General features: G+C 72.0%; 15 protein-coding genes and 1 riboswitch. Of the genes, 10 read left to right on the top strand and 5 right to left on the bottom strand.

The features are described 5' to 3' along the window. Window positions 1-53: 53 nt before the first annotated feature. Window positions 54-2,501: a DNA gyrase/topoisomerase IV subunit A gene (locus tag NUT86_RS30210; protein ID WP_274738457.1), complete on the bottom strand. Its 2,448-nt coding sequence runs from the start codon at window positions 2,499-2,501 to the stop codon at window positions 54-56. A 289-nt stretch (window positions 2,502-2,790) separates the two neighbouring features. On the opposite strand from NUT86_RS30210, the gene NUT86_RS30215 reads away from it, so the two are divergent. The 4 genes from NUT86_RS30215 to NUT86_RS30230 all read left to right on the top strand — a co-directional run bounded on the left by NUT86_RS30215 (window position 2,791) and on the right by NUT86_RS30230 (window position 7,680). Beyond that, a complete protein-coding gene (locus NUT86_RS30215; protein WP_018093435.1) occupies window positions 2,791-4,128 on the top strand; it encodes a M16 family metallopeptidase in 1,338 nt (445 codons plus the stop codon). A 38-nt stretch (window positions 4,129-4,166) separates the two neighbouring features. Next, window positions 4,167-5,549, top strand: coding sequence for a M16 family metallopeptidase (locus NUT86_RS30220; RefSeq protein ID WP_051104293.1), 1,383 nt, complete (start codon window positions 4,167-4,169; stop codon window positions 5,547-5,549). Between the two features lie 209 nt (window positions 5,550-5,758). Continuing rightward, window positions 5,759-5,914, top strand: a riboswitch (cyclic di-AMP (ydaO/yuaA leader). A gap of 12 nt (window positions 5,915-5,926) precedes the next feature. Continuing rightward, a complete protein-coding gene (locus NUT86_RS30225) occupies window positions 5,927-6,727 on the top strand; it encodes a M23 family metallopeptidase (RefSeq protein WP_018093437.1) in 801 nt (266 codons plus the stop codon). 263 nt (window positions 6,728-6,990) lie between these two features. After that, window positions 6,991-7,680 (top strand): GntR family transcriptional regulator, encoded by a 690-nt coding sequence (locus tag NUT86_RS30230; RefSeq protein WP_026170333.1) that lies wholly within the window; start codon window positions 6,991-6,993, stop codon window positions 7,678-7,680. 362 nt (window positions 7,681-8,042) lie between these two features. Here the strand turns inward: NUT86_RS30230 and NUT86_RS30235 are convergent, their stop codons facing one another. Then, entirely contained in the window at window positions 8,043-8,324 is a 282-nt protein-coding gene (locus NUT86_RS30235; protein WP_026170334.1) for an HPr family phosphocarrier protein, read from the bottom strand. A gap of 208 nt (window positions 8,325-8,532) precedes the next feature. On the opposite strand from NUT86_RS30235, the gene NUT86_RS30240 reads away from it, so the two are divergent. From NUT86_RS30240 to NUT86_RS30255, 4 genes are all read left to right on the top strand, one after another. Continuing rightward, the gene (locus tag NUT86_RS30240) at window positions 8,533-11,544 is read left to right on the top strand and encodes a bifunctional acetate--CoA ligase family protein/GNAT family N-acetyltransferase (protein WP_274738458.1); all 3,012 of its coding nucleotides are present in this window, start codon (window positions 8,533-8,535) and stop codon (window positions 11,542-11,544) included. Window positions 11,545-11,582: 38 nt separating this feature from the next. Beyond that, entirely contained in the window at window positions 11,583-12,173 is a 591-nt protein-coding gene (locus tag NUT86_RS30245; protein ID WP_006602644.1) for a DUF5998 family protein, read from the top strand. After that, window positions 12,173-13,363, top strand: a complete 1,191-nt coding sequence (locus tag NUT86_RS30250) for an alkaline phosphatase family protein (protein ID WP_159485781.1) — start codon at window positions 12,173-12,175, stop codon at window positions 13,361-13,363. Before NUT86_RS30245 ends, NUT86_RS30250 begins: the two co-directional genes overlap by 1 nt. A 67-nt stretch (window positions 13,364-13,430) precedes the next feature. Then, complete coding sequence (locus NUT86_RS30255) at window positions 13,431-14,096, top strand: thymidine kinase (RefSeq protein ID WP_159485779.1); 666 nt, start codon at window positions 13,431-13,433, stop codon at window positions 14,094-14,096. Window positions 14,097-14,221: 125 nt separating this feature from the next. Here NUT86_RS30255 and NUT86_RS30260 read toward each other — a convergent pair whose 3' ends face one another. Continuing rightward, entirely contained in the window at window positions 14,222-15,007 is a 786-nt protein-coding gene (locus NUT86_RS30260) for a VOC family protein (protein WP_274738459.1), read from the bottom strand. 250 nt (window positions 15,008-15,257) lie between these two features. Between NUT86_RS30260 and NUT86_RS30265 the strand changes: the two genes are divergently transcribed. Continuing rightward, window positions 15,258-16,097 carry a sulfurtransferase gene (locus NUT86_RS30265; protein ID WP_274738460.1) on the top strand — a complete coding sequence of 280 codons (840 nt, stop codon included), beginning with the start codon at window positions 15,258-15,260 and terminating at the stop codon, window positions 16,095-16,097. A 102-nt stretch (window positions 16,098-16,199) separates the two neighbouring features. On the opposite strand, the gene sepH is transcribed toward NUT86_RS30265, so the two are convergent. Next, complete coding sequence (sepH, locus tag NUT86_RS30270) at window positions 16,200-17,270, bottom strand: septation protein SepH (RefSeq protein WP_018093446.1); 1,071 nt, start codon at window positions 17,268-17,270, stop codon at window positions 16,200-16,202. 496 nt (window positions 17,271-17,766) lie between these two features. Between sepH and NUT86_RS30275 the strand changes: the two genes are divergently transcribed. Continuing rightward, window positions 17,767-18,951 carry a hypothetical protein gene (locus tag NUT86_RS30275; RefSeq protein WP_274738461.1) on the top strand — a complete coding sequence of 395 codons (1,185 nt, stop codon included), beginning with the start codon at window positions 17,767-17,769 and terminating at the stop codon, window positions 18,949-18,951. A gap of 114 nt (window positions 18,952-19,065) precedes the next feature. Here the strand turns inward: NUT86_RS30275 and NUT86_RS30280 are convergent, their stop codons facing one another. Further along, a complete protein-coding gene (locus NUT86_RS30280; protein WP_274738462.1) occupies window positions 19,066-20,409 on the bottom strand; it encodes a D-arabinono-1,4-lactone oxidase in 1,344 nt (447 codons plus the stop codon). Window positions 20,410-20,618 lie beyond the last annotated feature (209 nt).

Here is a 20,618-nt window from a genome sequence, read left to right on the forward strand (position 1 = left end):
CGGCTGTTCACCGGACCGACGGCGTCGACCACCTCTGCCACCGCGGCTGCTGGCTACACCGGCCCCGCCAGCGCCGTCACCGGCTTCATCAGCGGCACTCCCGAGCCGTCCCGGCGCGGGTCCACCTCCGGGAGCTCGACCGGACTGCCCTTGGCATCCGCGGCCCGTACCGGAGCCGGTCCGGCCCACGCCTGGGTCAGACAGTCCTCGCCCTTCAGGAACCGCTGGCAGCGCACACCGCCGGTCGCCCGGCCCTTGCGCGGATACTGGTCGAACGGGGTGAGCTTGGCCGTCGCCACCGAGTCGTCCAGGGTGCCGTGCGAGCCGGCGACCGTGAACACCATGGCGTCGGCGGCCGGATCCACCGCGGCGAACGAAATCACCTTCGCGCCCTCGCCCAGCTTGACGCCCGTCATACCGCCCGCGGGCCGGCCCTGCGGCCGCACCTGCGACGCCGGATAGCGCAGCAGCTGCGCCTCGTTGGTGATGAAGACCAGGTCCTCCTCACCGGTGCGCAGCTCGACCGCGCCCACGATGCGGTCGCCGTCCTTGAGGGTGATGACCTCCAACTCCTCCTTGTTGGAGGGGTAGTCGGGCACCACCCGCTTGACGACGCCCTGTTCCGTGCCGAGCGCCAGACCCGGCGAGGACTCGTCCAGCGTGGTCAGGCAGATCAGCTCCTCGCCGTCCTCCAGGGTGAGGAACTCGGAGAGCTGTGCGCCACCGGAGAGGTTGGGCGCCGCCGCGGTCTCCGGGAGCTGGGGCAGATCGATCACCGAGATCCGCAGCAGCCGTCCAAGGGACGTCACCGCTCCCACCTCGCCACGGGTGGTCGCCGGCACCGCCGAGACGATCACATCGTGCTTGACGCGCTTGGCATCGGCGTCGAAGGGCACATCCCCGGTGACCGTACGCGCCAGCAGGCCCGTCGAGGACAGCAGCACCCGGCACGGGTCGTCGGAGACCTCCAGCGGCACCGCGCCGACCGAGGTGCCCGCCGACTCCAGCAGGACCGTCCGCCGGTCCGTGCCGTACGTCTTCGCGACCGCGGCCAGCTCGCCGGAGACCAGCTTGCGCAGCTCGGTGTCCGACTCCAGGATCCGCGTCAGCTTCTCGATCTCGTCCTGCAGCCGGTCACGCTCCGACTCCAGCTCGATACGGTCGAACTTGGTCAGCCGGCGCAGCGGGGTGTCGAGGATGTACTGCGTCTGGATGTCGCTCAGCGAGAAGTGCTCGATCAGCCGCTCCTTGGCCTGCGCGCTGTTCTCGCTGGAGCGGATGAGGCGGATGACCTCGTCGATGTCCAGCAGGGCCGTCAGCAGGCCCTCGACCAGGTGCAGACGGTCGCGCCGCTTGGTCCGTCGGAACTCGCTGCGCCGGCGCACCACGTTGAAGCGGTGGTCGACATAGACCTCCAGCAGTTCCTTGAGGCCCAGCGTCAGCGGCTGGCCGTCCACCAGCGCGACGTTGTTGATGCCGAAGGACTCCTCCATCGGCGTGAGCTTGTAGAGCTGCTCCAATACGGCCTCGGGGTTGAAGCCGTTCTTGACCTCGATCACCAGCCGCAGTCCGTGCTCGCGGTCGGTGAGGTCCTTGACGTCCGCGATGCCCTGGAGCTTCTTCGAGCCGACCAGGTCCTTGATCTTGGAGATGACCTTCTCGGGGCCGACCGTGAAGGGGAGTTCGGTGACGACCAGGCCCTTACGGCGGGCGCTGACGTTCTCCACCGTGACCGTCGCACGGATCTTGAACGTGCCACGGCCCTTCTCGTACGCGTCCCGTACGCCGCCGAGGCCCACGATCCGGCCGCCCGTCGGCAGATCGGGACCCGGCACGAAGCGCATCAGCGTGTCGAGATCGGCGTTGGGGTGCTTGATCAGATGGCGGGCCGCGGCGATGACCTCGCCCAGGTTGTGCGGCGGCATGTTCGTCGCCATACCGACGGCGATGCCGGAGGCGCCGTTGACGAGGAGGTTCGGATACGCGGCGGGGAGGGCTGCCGGTTCCTGCTCCTGGCCGTCGTAGTTCGGCGAGAAGTCGACGGTGTCCTCGTCGATGGACTCCGTCATCAGGGACGTGGCGGACGCCATCCGGCACTCGGTGTACCGCATCGCGGCGGGCGGGTCGTCATTGCCCAGGGAACCGAAGTTGCCGTGGCCGTCCACCAGGGGCAGCCGCATGGAGAACGGCTGTGCCATGCGCACCAGCGCGTCGTAGATCGATGCGTCGCCGTGCGGATGGAGCTTACCCATCACCTCGCCGACGACGCGGGCGCACTTGACGTACCCGCGGTCGGGGCGCAGCCCCATTTCGTTCATCTGGTACAAAATGCGGCGGTGTACGGGCTTGAGACCGTCGCGGGCGTCCGGCAGGGCGCGCGAGTAGATGACCGAATACGCGTACTCAAGGAAGGAACCCTGCATCTCGTCGACGACGTCGATGTCGAGGATCCTCTCCTCGAAGTCGTCCGGCGGCGGGGTCTTCGTGCTGCGGCGGGCCATCGCGGCTGCGGCTCCTTCTGCTGCGTCTACTGCCGATGTCGGGAAAGCGTCGGGTCAACCAGGCGGGTCAACCAGCTGGGGGATCAACCCGCGAGTATGTCTGAGTCTGACGCGGACCATTGTGGACCGCCCCACTGACAACGCCGACCGCGACTCCCCCTTCAGCTCCCACCGGGCCGAGCGCGGGGCACGTTCGGGGCCGGTCGGACGGGAACTTCGCCAGATGCCGACGCGCTTGCATACAGTGACAGAACTTCCTCGCAAGCGGATCGAAGGGACGTACATGCCCATGGGTCACACGGCCACAGAACAAGCCGGCTCCGGCGGCCTGACAGCGACCGAGCACCGGCTGGCCAATGGCCTGCGCGTGGTGCTCTCCGAAGACCACCTGACCCCGGTTGCAGCGGTCTGCCTGTGGTACGACGTCGGCTCCCGCCACGAGGTCAAGGGCCGTACAGGCCTGGCTCACCTCTTCGAGCATCTGATGTTCCAGGGTTCCGCGCAGGTGAAGGGCAACGGCCACTTCGAGCTGGTGCAGGGCGCCGGCGGTTCGCTCAACGGCACCACGAGCTTCGAGCGCACCAACTACTTCGAGACCATGCCCGCCCATGAGCTGGAGCTCGCGCTCTGGCTGGAGGCGGACCGGATGGGCTCGCTGCTGACCGCGCTGGACGACGAGTCCCTGGAGAACCAGCGCGACGTCGTCAAGAACGAGCGCCGCCAGCGCTACGACAACGTCCCCTACGGCACGGCCTTCGAGAAGCTGACGGCCATGGCGTACCCCGAGGGCCACCCGTACCACCACACGCCCATCGGGTCGATGGCCGACCTGGACGCGGCCTCCCTGGAGGACGCGCGGGCGTTCTTCCGTACGTACTACGCGCCCAACAACGCCGTCCTGTCGGTCGTCGGCGACATCGACCCCGAGCGGACGCTGGCCTGGATCGAGAAGTACTTCGGTTCGATCCCCTCGCACGACGGCAAGCAGCCGCCCCGGGACGGCACCCTGCCCGACGTCATCGGCGGCGAGCTGCGCGAGGTCGTTGAGGAGGACGTGCCCTCCCGCGCCCTCATGGCGGCCTACCGCCTGCCGCACGACGGCACCCGTGAGGCGGACGCCGCCGACCTCGCGCTGACCGTCCTGGGCGGCGGCGAGTCCTCCCGCCTGTACAACCGGCTGGTGCGCCGCGACCGCAGCGCCGTCGCCGCCGGCTTCGGCCTGCTGCGGCTGGCCGGTGCCCCCTCGCTGGGCTGGCTGGACGTGAAGACGTCCGGCGGGGTCGAGGTTCCCGACATCGAGCGCGCGGTCGACGAGGAGCTGGCCCGCTTCGCCGCCGAGGGTCCGACCCCGGAGGAGATGGAGCGGGCGCAGGCCCAGCTGGAGCGCGAATGGCTGGACCGGCTGGCCACGGTCAGCGGCCGCGCCGACGAACTGTGCCGCTTCGCCGTCCTGTTCGGCGACCCGCAGCTCGCACTGTCCGCCGTACAGCGCGTCCTGGACATCACCCCCGAGGAGGTGCAGGCGGTCGCCAAGGCCCGGCTGCGCCCCGACAACCGCGCGGCGCTCGTCTACGAGCCCACCGAGCCGTCCGACGCCGACACCGAGGAAGGGGAGGCGGACCAGTGAGCGACGCCACCACCCACGCCGATTCCCCCGTGAGCCCCATGGACTTCCACCCGCAGCCCCAGGGGGGCGCGCCCAAGCCGTGGGCCTTCCCGGCCCCCGAGCGCAGCCAACTGCCCAACGGGCTCACCCTCCTGACCAGCCACCGCCCCGGCCAGCAGGTCGTCGCCGTCGAGATCAACCTCGTCGCGCCGCTGGACGCCGAACCCGAGGGCCTGGACGGTGTCGCCACGATCATGGCGCGTGCGCTGTCCGAGGGCACCGACACGCATGACGCGGAGGAGTTCGCCGCCGAGCTGGAGCGCTGCGGCGCCACCCTGGACGCGCACGCCGACCACCCCGGCGTACGGGTCTCCCTGGAGGTGCCGGCGTCCCGGCTGACCCGTGCGCTCGGCCTGCTCGCCGACGCGCTGCGGGCGCCCGCCTTCCCGGAGAGCGAGGTCGAGCGGCTGGTACGCAACCGCCTCGACGAGATTCCGCACGAGCTCGCCAACCCGGCACGTCGCGCCGCGATGGCACTGTCCAAGGAGCTGTTCCCGGCCACCGCCCGTATGTCGCGGCCCCGGCAGGGCACCGAGGAGACCGTCGCCCGCATTGACGCCGCGGCCGTCCGCGCCTTCTACGACGCCCATGTACGGCCCGCCACGGCCACCGCCGTCATCGTCGGTGACTTCACCGGCGTCGACCTCGGCGCGGCGCTCGCCGACACTCTCGGCGCCTGGAGCGGCTCCACGGCCGAGCCGCTGAAGGCCTCGCCGATCGTCGCCGACGACACCGGCCGGGTGGTGATCGTGGACCGCCCCGGCGCCGTCCAGACGCAGCTGCTCATCGGCCGTATCGGTGCCGACCGGCACGACCGGGTGTGGCCCGCGCAGGTCCTCGGCGCCTATTGCCTGGGCGGCACCCTCACCTCCCGTCTGGACCGCGTGCTGCGGGAGGAGAAGGGCTACACCTACGGGGTGCGCGCCTTCGGCCAGGTGCTCCGCTCCACCGCCCCCACCTCCCCCGAGGGATCCACGGGCGCCGCGCTGCTCGCCATCAGCGGCTCGGTGGACACCGGCTCCACCGTTCCGGCGCTCGAGGACCTGTGGAAGGTGCTGCGCACCCTCGCGGCAGAGGGGCTGACGGACGAGGAGCGGGATGTCGCCGTGCAGAACCTCGTCGGGGTCGCGCCGCTGAAGTACGAGACCGCGGCGGCCGTCGCGGGCACCCTCGCCGACCAGGTGGAGCAGCAGCTCCCGGACGACTTCCAGGCGCAGTTGTACGCCCGCCTTGCGGAGACCGGCACGGTCGAGGCCACCGCGGCGGCGGTCAACGCCTTCCCCGTGGACCGGCTGGTGACGGTCCTGGTGGGCGATGCGGCGCAGATCGCCGAGCCGGTCAAGGCGCTGGGCATCGGTGAGGTGACCGTCGTCAGCGGCTAGCCCCCGTGTGACGGAAGGTCATATGCAGACCGTGCGGCTCCCGTGGTGCTTCTCAGCCACGGGAGCCGCCGTATGTCCGGTTTATTGCGGCTGGTGCCCCGGTTCTTGTGGCATCCCGCACAAAAAAGCGGTTCTGTTTGCCGATTGAAAGTTGCCCCGTTTAGCGTCGGTCCGGCTGTTCGTCACAAGTCCGCCACAACAGTGGCACCGGACAGCCATCGCCGAGTCCCCGTACGGCGCGAGCCAGGGGAGCCGGGGACCCACACGTCCCTTGGGGTGAATCGGACTCCTCTCCGAGGAGTCCGTAGGAGACCTTCCTGCTCCGAACCCGTCAGCTAACCCGGTAGGCGAGAAGGAGGGAAAGGACAAGCCAGCACATGGCGTTCATCCGTGCCACCGGGAAGCACCGTCGCGCGAGCCGTCCCGTTCGGACGACCCGCAACGTCGCCGGCATAGCCACCCTCGCGGCCGGCGGTGTGGTCGCCTCCGTGGCCTCGCCGGCGCTGGCCGCGACGGACGAGGCGCGCCTCCACGACACCGGACTGCAGCAGGCCGTCGTGCTGGGCGACGAGCTCGCCAACCGTGTCGAGGCCCAGGCCGACGCGCAGCAGGCCGACGCCGAGGCCGCCGCGGCGCGGGCGAAGGCCGAGGCCGTCGCCAAGAAGCAGGCCGATGAGGCCAAGCGGCGTGCCGAGGCGGCGAAGAAGAAGGCAAAGGCCGCCCATGAGGCCAAGGTGCGCGCCGCCCGCGACGCGGAGCGCAAGCGCCTCAACGCCTTCGTCGCCCCCATTGGCGACTCCTACGTCTCCACCGCCTACAAGGCCTCCAGTGGCCTGTGGTCCTCCGGCAGCCACACCGGCATCGACTTCCACGCCGCCTCCGGCACCAGCGTCCACGCCGTCGGCTCGGGCACCGTCGTCGAGGCCGGCTGGGGCGGCTCGTACGGCAACAACATCGTGATCAAGATGAACGACGGCACGTACACCCAGTACGGCCACCTGTCGTCGCTCGGTGTCTCGGTCGGCCAGCAGGTCACCCCGGGCCAGCAGATCGGCCTCTCCGGCGCCACCGGCAACGTCACCGGCCCGCACCTGCACTTCGAGGCCCGCACCGGCGCCGACTACGGCTCGGACATCGACCCCGTCGCGTACCTGCGCGGGCACGGCGTCAACGTCTGATTCCCGGCCTCGTCGGCGCCGCCCGTACGGGGGCGTGCGCCCTACGCCGATCGTCCTTCCGGAGCCCCGGTCCCACGGCCGGGGCTCCGGCGTATCCGGATTGCGGTGGGTACGCACCGGATACGCCTGCGGCGCGCGACTTCCGGCCAAAAAATATCCATGAATATCCCGAGGCCATCGGAAAAGCCGTGCCGGTCGAATAGAGTCACGGAAAAGTCGCCGACCGGCGGCGTTTCCAGGGGATTACGGCGGAGGCACGGAAGATGCGAGGCCATATTTCCGCGCATGCGGTGTGCACGGCGATTCGCGACGACATTGTCTCCGGTGCGCTGGCGCCGGGGAGCCGGCTGATCGAGGAGATCCTGGCGGCCCGTTACGGCGTCTCCAGAGTGCCGGTCCGCGAAGCACTGCGCACCTTGCAGTCCGAGGGCTTCGTCACCACCCGCCACCACGCGGGCGCCTGCGTCGCCGAGCCCACCGAGCAGGAGGCCGCCGATCTCCTCGACGTCCGCGCCCTGTTGGAGCCGCTGGGCGCCGCCCGCGCGGCCGCCCGCCGCAGCCCGGCCCACCTGAAGGTGCTCCGCGGCCTGGTACGGCTCGGCCGCGAGCGGGCCCGGCACGGCAACCCCGCGGATCTGCGCCAACTGGACGGCTGGTTCCACGAAACGCTGGCCCAGGCGGCCGGCAGTCCCAGCCTGACGGCGCTGCTGACCCAGCTGCGGCGCAAGATCGAGTGGATGTACGCGGTGGAACTGCCGCCCCGGGCGGGCGAGTCCTGGGACGAACACGGCGCCGTGCTGGACGCGGTGGCCCGGGGGGACGCCGAACGGGCGCGCGCCCTGATGGCGGCTCATGTCGAGCGCTCACTTCCGGTCTACCGGCTGCGGCTCCCCGCCAAGGCCGAGGTGAGGGATCCGAAACCGCCCGTCAACACGGCACGCGTCCGCCCTTAACAATCGCCCCGTATACAAAGAAGCGCGAAATTTGCTGCGGCCGTGCAGAGCGGTGCTTCAGCAGAGCGATGCTTTATTCGGTCCGAGCCTGCATTTGCCGTGCCTATATTTATCGCACCGCGTTCGCTTAATGGCGTGCGCTTTTCATGACGGCTCCTGGTCGGCGGCCACCCCGCAATTCCGCGCCCTGTCCCGCGGAATGCACAGCGGCGCATGCGGCATCGCCGCGCAAACCCACCGGGCACGGCGGACCGTCACCCCCGCCGGAGTCCCGCATGCCGGCCCAGCAAAACGGCCCCGCCGCGGCAACCGATCCGGTCACCACGGCGGGGCCGCCGCAGACGGCAGAAGTCCTGGCGGACTCAGACGGTCTCGGGCAGTTCCTCGAGACCCTCGGCGACGAGCTTGGCCAGACGGTCGAGCGCCGCCTCGGCGCCCTCGGCGTCGGAGGCCAGCACGATCTCCTCGCCGCCCTGGGCGCCCAGGCCGAGGACCGCGAGCATGGAGGCCGCGTTGACGGGGTTGCCATCAGCCTTGGCGATCGTCATCGGGACGCCGGAGGCGGTGGCCGCACGGACGAAGATCGACGCGGGGCGGGCGTGCAGGCCCTCGGCCCAACCGACATTGACGCGGCGCTCTGCCATGGTGTTGCCCTTCAAAGTCGTGACAGTTGTCTAGACCAGTCTCTCACGCTGCGGTGTGTGGTCCGCCAGCCCTTCGTCCTGGCCTTTACGGCTGTGGGGCCCGGGGAAGGCCCGGCAGGCCGTACGCCCTACGGCGCACCGGCCTGCCCCGCACCCCGAGCGTACGCGCGCCGGGCCGGTTGTCGGTGGCCGGTCGTACGCTGTCCGCATGCAGACGCCGCCGGAGCACGCGTACCCGACCCACTGGGAAGCCGACGTGGTGCTGCGTGACGGCGGCACGGCGCGGATCCGCCCCATCACCACCGATGACGCCGAGCGGCTGGTCTCCTTCTACGAGCAGGTTTCGGACGAGTCGAAGTACTACCGCTTCTTCGCGCCCTACCCGCGTCTGTCCGACCGCGATGTGCACCGTTTCACCCACCACGACTATGTCGACCGGGTCGGGCTCGCCGCCACGATCGGCGGCGAGTTCATCGGCACCGTCCGCTACGACCGGATCAACGAGCAGGGGCTGCCCGCAAAGAACCCCGAGGACGACCAGGCGGAGGTCGCCTTCCTCGTCCAGGACGCCCATCAGGGCCGCGGAGTCGCCTCCGCCCTCCTGGAGCACATCGCGGCCGTCGCCCGCGAACGCGGCATCCGCCGGTTCGCCGCCGAGGTGCTCCCCGCGAACTCCAAGATGATCAAGGTGTTCACGGACGCCGGCTACACCCACAAGCGGACCTTCGAGGACGGCGTGGTCCGCCTCGAATTCGATCTGGAGCCGACCGAGCAGTCCATGGCCGTGATGCGCGGCCGTGAGCAGCGCGCCGAGGCCCGCTCCGTACAGCGGCTGCTCGCGCCGGGCTCGGTCGCCGTCATCGGCACCGGCCGGACCCCCGGCGGCGTCGGCCGTACCGCCCTGCGCAGCCTCCTGGACTCCGGCTTCACCGGCCGGGTGCACGCCGTCAACCACGCCTTCCCCGAGGACCTGCAGCGGCTGGACCCCGAAGACGTACCGGCCGTCCGCACCCTGCGGGAGATCACCGACCCGGTCGACCTCGCCGTCATCGCCGTCCCCGCGGACAGCGTCCCCGACGTGATCCGCGACTGCGGCGAACACGGCGTCCAGGGCGTGCTGGTCCTGTCCTCCGGCTACGCCGAGGCGGGCCCGGACGGCAGGGAGCGGCAGCGCGCCCTGCTCCGCCAGGCCCGCTCGTACGGCATGCGGCTGATCGGGCCCAACGCCTTCGGCCTGATCAACACCGCCCCCGACGTCCGGCTGAACGCCTCCCTCGCCCCGCAGATGCCCGGCGCCGGCCACATCGGCCTGTTCACCCAGTCCGGCGCCATCGGCATCGCCCTGCTCAGCGGACTGCATGCGCGCGGCCCCGGTGACGGCGGGATCGCCGGTATCTCCGCCTTCGTCTCGGCCGGCAACCGCGCCGATGTCTCCGGCAACGACCTGCTCCAGTACTGGTACGAGGACCCGGACACCGATGTCGTGATCCTCTATCTGGAGTCCATCGGCAACCCCCGCAAGTTCGCCCGGCTCGCCCGCCGCACCGCCGCCGTCAAACCGGTGGTGGTCGCCAAGGGCGCCCGGCACAACGGCACCGCTCCGCCCGGCCATGCCGTGCCCACCGTCCGGGTCCCCGACAGCACCGTCGCCGCCCTGATGCGCCAGGCCGGAGTGATCCGGGTGGACACGGTCACCGAGCTGATCGACGCCGGGCTGCTGCTGGCCTCCCAGCCGTTGCCGGCCGGCCCGCGGATCGCCATCCTCGGCAACTCCGAGTCGCTGGCGCTGCTGGCGTACGACGCCTGCCTGACCGAGGGGCTGCGCCCGCAGCGCCCCCGTGTGCTGGCCTCCGCCGCGACACCGGACGACTTCCGGGCAGCGCTCGCCGAGGCGCTGTCCGCCGACGGCTGCGACGCCGTGGTCGTCACGGCCATCCCCTGGGTGGGGGAGGGGGCCGCCGTCTCCCCGGGCGGCAGTGAGGGCGCCGCGCTCGCCGACGCCCTGCGCACCGCGGCGGCCGCCCACCCGGAGAAGCCGGTCACGGTCGTCCACCTCGCGATGGACGACCTGGCGCAGACGCTCGCGGCACCGGCACCGGCACCGGCGGCCGAGTCCTCAGCTCCCGCGCGCGACCAGGCGGCCCGCCCCGAGCCGGCGGCCCGCACCATCAACCCGGCCCCGGCCCCGGCCCCGCCGCCCCCGCCGATCCCGCCCGCCCCGTCCCACTTCCCACGCCCCCCTGCCCCCACCGGACCGCCGCCCACCCTCGCCGCACGCCAGGCGACCCCGGCGCGCGACGCCGAGGCCGGCATCCCGCGCCGGCCCCGCCGTGAGCCCCTCCGGATCCCCGCCTACCCCGCCGCCGAGCGCGCCGTCCGCTCGCTCGCCGAGGCCGTCCGCTACGCCGCCTGGCGCCGGGAGGCCGCCGACCCGGGCCGGGTGCCGGAGTACGACGACATCCAGGAGGCCGCGGCCGGCGCCGACATCGAGCGCCTCCTGGACCGGCTCGGCCCTGACGTCCCCACCAGCCGCTCCGTCCCGGTGCCGCCCCAGGACGCCGAGGCCCTGCTCGCCCGTTACGGCATCCACACGCTCCCCGTCCTCCCGGCCCCCGACCCGGACACCGCCGTCCGCGCCGCCGCCCGCCTCGGCTACCCGGTGGCCCTCAAGACCACCGCACCCCATCTGCGCCACCGCCCCGACCTCGGCGGCGTACGCCTGGACATCGCCGGCGAGGCCGAACTCCGCCGTACCTACGCCGAATTGACCGACTACCTCGGCTCCCCGGAGGAGCTGCGCCCGGTCGTCCAGTCAATGGTTCCGCGCGGTGTGGACACCGTCGTCCGCGCCGCCATCGACCCCGCCGCCGGCGCCGTCCTCTCCTTCGGCCTGGCCGGGGCGCCCTCCCAGCTGCTCGGCGATATCGCCCACCGCCTCATCCCCGCCACCGACCGCGAGGTCGCCGAGCAGATCCGCTCGATCCGCGCCGCCCCGCTGCTGTTCGGCTGGCGCGGCTCCCAGCCCGTGGACACCGCCGCCCTGGCGGAGCTGCTGCTGCGCGTCTCCCGGCTCGTCGACGACCACCCCGAGGTCGTCGGCGTGGACCTCGAACCGGTCGTCGTCGCCGCCCAGGGCCTCTCCGTCCTGGGCGCCACCGTCCGGCTGGCCCGGCCGCCCGCCACGACTGACCTCGGCCCCCGCCGACTGCCCGTCTACTGAGGCTCTCGCGGCCCGGTACGCCCCGTAAGATGGACCCCATGGCTAAGACCGGTACGACGACCCAGGGGCTGCGCGCGGCGATCGAGCGCAGTGGCTATTACCCGACGCTCGTGGCCGAGGCGGTGCAGGCCGCGGTCGGCGGTGAGCCGGTGGTGTCGTACCTCGTCCATCAAGAGACGACCTTCGACGCCAACGAGGTCCGCCGCCATGTCACGGTCCTGGTCCTGACCGGCACCCGCTTCATCGTCAGCCACACCGACGAGCAGGCCGCCGACGCCACCTCCCCGTCGCCGTACGCCACCACCTCCACCGAGTCCGTCAAGCTGGGCCGGATCTCCTCCGTGGTGCTCAGCCGGGTGGTCGCCAACCCGGAGTCGTACACCCCCGGGCAGCTGCCCCGCGAGGTCGTGCTGACCATCGGCTGGGGCGCGGTCGCCCGCCTGGACCTGGAGCCCGCCGCCTGCGGCGACCCCAACTGCGAGGCGGACCACGGCTACACGGGCTCCTCCACCGCCGACGACCTCTCGCTGCGGGTCAGTGAGGCCGGGGACGGACCGGACTCGGTGCGCGAGACGCTCACCTTCGCCCAGGCGCTCTCCGAGGCCACCGCGGCCACCACCACCCGCTGATGGTCCACACCGCCCCCGCCTGGCCGGAACCCGAACCGCTCGACCCGCTCAGCGCCCCGGTGCCCCGGTACGGCACCGCCTCACTCGCCGATCTGCTGCCCACCATCGCCGCCGGGCTGGGCATATCCGGCCTCACCGGCGCGATGGAGCTGGCCCCCGCCGACCGGGCCTGCGTCTTCCTGATCGACGGCCTCGGCTGGGAGCTGCTGCGCGCCCACCCGGAGGAGGCACCGTTCCTCACCTCGCTCCTGGGTACGTCGTTCAACGGCAGCGGCCGTCCGCTCACCGCGGGCTTCCCGTCCACCACCGCCACCTCCCTCGCCTCGGTCGGCACCGGACTGCCGCCGGGCGCCCACGGCCTGCCCGGCTACACCTGCGAGGACCCGGCGACCGGCGCCCTGATGAACCAGCTGCGCTGGTCCCCGTGGACCGATCCCTACGTCTGGCAGCCGTATCCGACGGTCTTCCAGCTGGCGGATACCGCCGGCATCCACACCTGCCAGGTCTCCGCACCGAACTTCCAGCACACCCCGCTCACCAAGGTCGCGCTCAGCGGCGGCACCTTCCACGGCCGGCTCTCCGGCGAGGAGCGGATGGACCTCGCCGCCGAGCAGCTCGCCGCCGGCGACCGTTCGCTGGTCTACACGTACTACTCCGAGGTCGACGGCAAGGGACACCGCTACGGCGTCAACTCCGACGCCTGGCGCGGCCAGTTGATGTACGTCGACCGGCTCGCGCAGCGGCTGGCCGAGCAGCTGCCGCCGCGCAGCGCGCTCTACATCACCGCCGACCACGGCATGATCGACATCCCCTTCGACCCCGAGTCGCGGATCGACTTCGACGAGGACTGGGAACTGCGCGCCGGCGTACGCCTGTTGGGCGGCGAGGGCCGGGCCCGGCATGTGTACGCCCACCAGGGCGCGGCCGCCGATGTGCTCGCCGTATGGCGCGAGGTGGTCGGCGAGCAGATGTGGGTGGCGAGTCGTGAAGAGGCCATCGCCGCCGGGTGGTTCGGGCCGCGGGTCGACGACCGGGTGCGCGCCCGGATCGGCGATGTCGTCGCGGCCGCCCATGCCGACATGGTGATCATCGCGACGGAACGAGAGCCCCGGGAGTCGGAGATGGTCGGAATGCACGGCTCCATGACCCCGGTGGAGCAGCTGGTGCCGCTCCTGGAAGTCCGCACCTGACGCGTAGGGTCAACTCGCCCGCACCTCGCCCCGCCCCCTCACGAGCCCGAAAGGCCCGCAACTTCCCATGCCCGAGCTGGTGTTCTTCTCCGGAACGATGGACTGTGGAAAGTCGACACTGGCTCTGCAGATCGAGCACAACCGCTCCTCCCGCGGACTGCAGGGAATGATCTACAGCCGCAACGACCGGGCCGGCCACGGCAAGCTCTCCTCCCGCCTCGGGCTGGTCACCGAGGCGGTCGAGGCGGCGGACGACATGGACTTCTACGCCCATGTCGTCGGCCATCTCTCCTCCGGCGGCCGGGTCGACTACGTCATCGCCGACGAGGCACAGTTCCTCGCTCCCGAACAGATCGACCAGCTCGCCCGGGTCGTCGACGAACTCGAACTGGACGTCTTCGCCTTCGGCATATCCACCGACTTCCGCAGCAAGCTCTTCCCCGGGTCCCAGCGCCTGGTCGAACTGGCCGACCGGGTGGAGGTGCTGCAGGTCGAGGCGCTGTGCTGGTGTGGCGCCCGCGCCACGCACAACGCCCGCACGGTCGGCAACCGGATGGTCGTCGAGGGCGCACAGGTCGTGGTCGGCGATGTCGTCGGTGACGTGGACGGCCCGTCCGCCGAGGTCGGCTACGAGGTGCTGTGCCGGCGCCACCACCGCCGCCGCCAGACCTCGGCGACCGCCCGCGCGGCCGCGCTCTCCCCGGACGTCCTGCCGGTCGGCGGCGCGCGGTAGGAGGAGCCGCGGACGGGCTGAGGCGGCGACCGGCGACCCCGGCGCCGACGGCCTCCCTATGCGCCTCCACACGGCCGTGGGGAGGCCCGCGCCGGACGGCGGACACGGCCCGGTGCGACCGGTGCTCAGCCCTTCTGGATGATCGTGAAGACGGCGCCCTCGCTGTCGGCGACGGTCGCCAGCCTGCCGTGCGCGGAGTCCCTGGCGCCCTCCAGCACCCGTCCGCCCAGCTCGGCCACCCGGCGGGCGGCCGCGTCCGTATCGGAGACCGCGAAGTACGTCATCCAGTGGGAACCCCGGTCACGCGGCAGGGCGCCGCCCACACCGTGGATGCCGGCCACGGGGTGGTCCTTCAGATGCAGCGTCAGATAGTCGAAGCCGGCGTCGTCGTCCGAGGACAGGGGTTCCGTCTCGAAGCCGAAGACATGCTCGTAGAACGGCCCGACGGAGCCGGTGTCCCGGGTGACCAGCTCGTTCCACACCGCGGTGCCCGGCTCCCCGGTGAACGCGGTGCCCATCATCGTCCTGCCCTGCCAGACGCCGAAGATCGCCCCTTGCGGGTCGGAGGCGATCGCCATCCGCCCCGTGTCGTCGTCGGCGTCCAGCGGCCCGACGCCCACCGTCCCACCGCAGGAACGGATCTGTTCGGCGGTCACATCCGCGTCGTCGCTGGCCAGATACGTGGTCCAGGAGACCGGGAGATGGCGGTCGGGGGCCAGCTCGCCGACCCCGGCGACTTCCCGGCCGTCGAGGAAGGCCCGGGCGTACGGACCGAAGTGCTGCGGCCCCGGACGGAACTCCCAGCCGAACAGCGCGCCGTAGAACTCCTGCGTCGCGGGCAGGCTGTGGGCCAGGAGGCTCACCCAGCAGGGCGCGCCGGGCATCCGCCGGGTCGCTGCCTCGGTCGTCATTGTCACTCTCTCCTCGGAGCGTCGGGTGCTGACCATGTGCGGTACGGGCGCGGGTCCCGTCCAGATGCTCGCACCCGGTGACCTGGTGTGCGCCCCGGCCGCGCCGTCGATGGCGCGTTCGCGAGGGAGAATGCCCGTTTTGATGTTCCGCCATCCGTTTCGGCGCGGGTGCGGCAGGGTGTAACTGCGCCATACGGAGGGTGGGCACCCACCTTCTGTACGTAGTCGTTGCTACGCAAGGATGAGTCCCATGAACGCCATCATCACCGCTACCGAACTCGCGAGCGAGTTGGCACGGCCCACCCCGCCGGTGCTCCTGGACGTCCGCTATCAGCTCGGCGGGCCGCCCGGCCGCCCCGAGTACGCGGCCGGCCATGTCCCCGGCGCGGTCTATGTCGATCTCGACAGTGAGCTGGCCTCGCCCCCCGGCCCGGCCGGCCGTCACCCGCTCCCCGATCTCGATGTCTTCGCAGGGGCCATGCGGGCCGCGGGTGTCCGCGCGGACCGCCCCGTGGTCGTCTACGACGGCGGTCAGGGCTGGGCGGCCGCCCGCGCCTGGTGGCTGCTGCGCTGGACCGGTCACCCCGATGTGCGGGTGCTGGACGGCGGTCTCGCCGCATGGAAGGCGTCCGGTGGCGCCCTGAGCACCGAGCAACCGGCGCCGCCGGCCGGGGACTTCACACCCCTGCCCGGTGCGGTGCCGCTGCTCACGGCGGACGACGCGGCCGCCCTGGCCCGCCGCGGACTCCTGCTGGACGCCCGCGCCGCCGAGCGCTACCGCGGCGAGGTCGAGCCCATCGACCGGGTCGCCGGCCATATCCCGGGCGCCGTGTCCGCGCCGACGACCGAGAACGTCGTCGAGGGCGACACCGTCTTCCGCGACGCCGCGGACCTGGCCAAGCGGTTCGCGTCGCTGGGTGCCACCGCGGACGTGGAGGTCGGCGTCTACTGCGGCTCCGGGGTCTCCGCCGCCCATCAGGTGCTGGCCCTCGAAGTCGCGGGCATCCCCGCCGCGCTGTACGTCGGCTCCTGGAGCGAGTGGTCGGCCGACTCGTCCCGTCCGGTCGCCACCGGCCCGCAGCCCGGCTGAGCCCCCGCCGGGCCCCGTCACGAGGCCCCGTACAACGCCGTCAGCCCGCCCTGGCTCCCCGGGGCGGGCTGACGGCGTTACGCGTTGGGGGCAGCGGCCCCGTCACTCCGGCTTCTTGCGCCGGGTGCCGAAGACGATCTCGTCCCAACTGGGCACCGCGGCACGGCGCCCGGGCCGTACACCGTCCGCCTCGGCCTGCCGGTCCGTCGTCCCGGTCAGCCGGTCACGATGCCCGGCCACCGCGCGCGGCATCAGCACATCGGCGTACGCGGAACCCGCGCCCGCACCCGCGCTCGCCGCCGGGGCCGGCGGCTCCTCGACCTCGGCCTCGGACTCCTCATCGCTCTGCGGCGACTTCACGCTCTCCGGTACGACCATGTCGCCACGGAAGCTCGGCACCGCTTCCAGCAGGCTGGTCAGCGAATCCCGCTCCCGCTCACCCGTGGCCTCCTCCGCGACCCGCGGCTCGTCGTCCTCACCGCCGGACTGCGCCGCGCGCTCACCGCGCTCGGACGACTGCCGGTCCAGGGCGCGGTCCAGCGGCCGGTCGCGCGGCAGCCGCGCGATCCGCGGAACGAACGGGAAGCTCGGCTCGGGCGTGTCGTCGCTCTCGCCGATCAGCGCCCGGGCCTCGTCGTCCACGGCCTGGACGAGCCGCCGCGGCGGGTCGTAGGTCCAGCTCGCAGAGTGCGGTTCGGTCGCGACGCGGTAGACCAGCAGCACCTCCCAGGTGCCGTCGTCCCGGCGCCAGGAGTCCCACTGGACGCTCTCCTTGTCGGCGCCGCGCAGCAGCAGCCGCTCCGCGACCGCCTCACCGAGCTGCGGACCGGTGTTCTCGCCGGGGCGCCGCACCGGGGTCTTACGGGCCCGCTCGGCCATGAACGCACGCTCGGCGAGCACCGGGCCCTCGAAGCGGCGCACCCGGTCGACGGGGATACCGGCGAGCTGGGCGACCTCTTCGGCGGAGGCACCGGCTCTTATACGCGCCTGGATGTCCCGCGGCCGCAGGTGGCTCTCGACCTCGATCTCGATCTGGCCGAGGCGCGCGCGGTCATTGCGGACGGCGGCGCGCAGCCGTTCGTCGATCGGAAGCGTGTACTCGGTGCTGTCCGCAGCTTTGAGCACCAGCCGTGTGCCGTCGTTGGAGACGGCCACGACACGCAGTTCGGGCATGGGGACCTCCCGGGTGGTGCCTGCCGACGTCACGTGCGTCGCTGCTTCCGCTAGTCGAGTGTGGCCTGCCCGGGTGCAGCCTGCCACAACATTGCCGAGTTGCCCGGCGTGTCGGGGCTTGGCCCTGAAACGCCGTTATGACACGGTTACCAGTTCGCCACGCTCGGTGACCATGTCGCTTGCCTTGCCGCCGTGCACCCGTGCGGAGCGGCGGCGCCCCGGGTGAGTGCCGCCTTCAGGGCCCCTCCCGCGGGTTCCGGGCAGCCGGACGGGAACCGGGGCCAGGGCTCGCCACAGTACTCCATTTGGACCACTTAGGTGGACCGCCGCGCCGCCGAACTTCTGGGTGGGCAAGGGTGTTCGGTCGTCTTGTCGACGTCTCTACCTGGCACTCAGGTGGCGAGTTTCACAGATTCCCCAAAATCGGAACTAATGGCTCCGCCGAATGGTCACTTCTCCATGCAAGATGGATCGAAGGGGCTATCAAAGGTTGGAGATGGACGAAGAAACCGAAACCGACACGAAGAAGAAGGAGAGGCGGATAGACCTGAGCGTGGCTCAGGTAGCCGGCAGTGCGCTCGCCGCGGCCGCCGCCGCGTACCTCGCGGGCCGGCTCGGCGTCTACGGAACGATCATCGGCGCGGGTCTGGTCAGTGTCGTGGCCACCACCGGCGGCTCGATATTCCAGCACCTGTTCCGGCGCACCGGCGAACAGCTCAAGGAGGCGACGGTCACCACTCGGCCGAAGCCGCGCCGCTCCTCCTCCACCCGCACTCGATCCACCACACCGCACGCACGGCAGGCCGAGCCCACGATGGTGCTGCCGACCTTCGACAAGCAGGGCACGGAGGACAAGGTCACCTCCGTCGCCGCCAGGACACCCGGGCGCGACACCGCCCGTACCCAGCTCATCCCGCGGGCCGAAGAGGCCCGCCGCCGTGATCCGGCGAGCGCCCACCCGCAGTCCGACGACGCGACGCGGATGCTGCGCGCCGCCGGCCATGGCGCGATCGGCGCCCCGCGTACGGCGGACGGCGCGGGCCGGGGGCGGCCCACCGACCGGACGCAGCTGGTGCCGCGCCTCGACGAGCGGACCATGGCGCCCGCCCGTCCGGCCGGTCCGCCCGCGCGGCACCCGGCCGGACCGCCCGAGGAGCTCGGCACCACGACGTACGGCACCCGGCTGCGCGGCTGGAAGCGGCCGGCGCTCGGCGCGCTCGCGGTCTTCGTGCTCGCCATGGGGGCGGTCACCGCCACCGAGCTGGTCACCGGCCAGACGCCGAGCGGTGAGAAGGGCACCACGCTGAGCCACCTCACCCACACCGGGGGAGGGGGCGGACAGCAGCCCGGATCGCCCCAGTCGCCCGATCCCGGTTCCCCGGAGCACGGCAAGCGCCACGGCAACGACGGCGAGCCGAGCCCGGACCCGGGCACCTCGGAGGACCCCGGCACGGACAGGAAGAAGGACGGCGACGCCCCGTCGCCGGCCCCGAGCCCGTCCGACGGCGACAAGACGTCGCCCGACCCCGGCACGCCCTCGTCCCCGGACCCGTCCCCGAGCGGTTCCGCCGGCGACGGTGGCACCGGCAACGACGACGGTTCGACCGGCGGCGAGGACCAGGGGGACCGGCAGAACCAGCAGGAGTCCGACGCACAGGACCCGGTCCCCGGAGCCTCCTGACCCCGGCCGGCGGTCCGAAGGATCCGAAGGAACGGACCGCCCGCTCGGGCGGACCCCGCGACGGACGTGCCCCGGTGCCCCTTATGGGCGCCGGGGCACATCCGTCGTCGTCGGTCAGTCCCCCAGGACCCGCCGCAGATACGGGTTGGCGAACCGGCGCTCCGGGTCCAGCCGGTCGCGCACCGCGGTGAACTCACCGAACCGCGGATAGACATCGGCGAGCGAGGCGGCGTCGCGGGTGTGCAGCTTCCCCCAGTGCGGACGCCCCTCGTGCGCCGTCATGATCCGCTCGGCGGCCGCGAAGTACGCCTGGTGCGGTGTGCCGCGGTACATGTGCACGGCGAGGTACACGGTGTCCCGGCCCGAAGCGGTGGACAGCGGAATGTCGTCGGCCGGCGCGGTGCGCACCTCCACCGGGAAGCTGACCTTGAAGTCGGAGCGCTCCACCAGGGCCTTCAGCTCACCCAGCGCCGCGACCGCGGCCGCGCGGGGCAGCGCGTACTCCATCTCCACGAACCGCACCCGCCGCGGCGAGGTGAACACCTTGTACGGGATGTCGGTGTACGTACGGGCCGACAGCGCGCGGCTGGAGATCTTGGCGATGCCCGGTATGGCGGCCGGCACCGCCCGGCCGACGGCGCAGGCGAGTTGGAAGACCCCGTTGGACAGCAGCTCGTCCTCGATCCAGCCGCTGACCTTCCCGGGGGGCGCCGCCGGGCCCTGGCTGCGGTTGTTGCGCTTGGTGTTGCAGCTGCCGGTGTGCGGGAACCAGTAGAACTCGAAGTGTTCGTTCTCGGCGACCAGCTCGTCGAACCGGTCCGTCACCTCGTCGAAGGGCATCGGCTCCTCGCGGGCGGTCAGCAGGAACTCCGGCTCCACGGCGAAGGTGAGCTCGCTGATCACGCCGAGCGCGCCCAGGCCCAGCCGCGCCGACGCGAAGACCTCCGGGTTCTCCTCGGCGGAACAGGTCAGGACCGAGCCGTCGGCGGTGACCAGTTCGAGGGCGGTGATCTGGGCGGCGATCGACGCCGAGTCGCGGCCCGTCCCATGGGTGCCGGTGCCGGCCGCCCCGGAGACGGTCTGCTCCATGATGTCGCCCATGTTGGTCAGCGACAGCCCGTGCGCGGCCAGCGTCTCGTTGAGGTGCTTGAGCGGCGTACCGGCCGCCACCGTCACCGTCCCGGCCCCGCGGTCGACGTTACGGATTCCGGTCAGCCGCTCGGGGCGGATCAGCAGTCCGTCGGTGACGGCCGCCGGGGTGAAGGAGTGCCCGGTGCCGGCCGCCTTCACCGTCAGCCCGTCCGAGGCGGCGGAGCGGACCGCGGCCGCCAGCTCCTCGGTGCTCGCCGGGGCCACGCTCCGGGCGGGGCGGGCGGTGACATTGCCCGCCCAGTTGCGCCAGGGTCCGGTGGTCGGAGCACGCCCTCCCGAGCCGCCGACGGCGTTGCTGACTGCCATGGTGACGTCCCCTCCCTCCGCGCGGGCCGGCCGCGTACGGCCGCCGTTGGTGTGAGCGCATGATGTCAGTCACCGACGCGACATCCAGGTGGGGTGACGGGAATCACAGGGGCGGGGAACCGGTCGGAATCAACCGGCTCCCGGACATGTCGTACCGCCGGTAACAAGCAAGCGGGCGGCGGCCGTTCACCAACGTGCGCCGGATCGGC

It is taken from the genome of Streptomyces sp. G7(2002) (assembly GCF_028870195.1).
GTDB lineage: Bacteria > Actinomycetota > Actinomycetes > Streptomycetales > Streptomycetaceae > Streptomyces > Streptomyces nigrescens.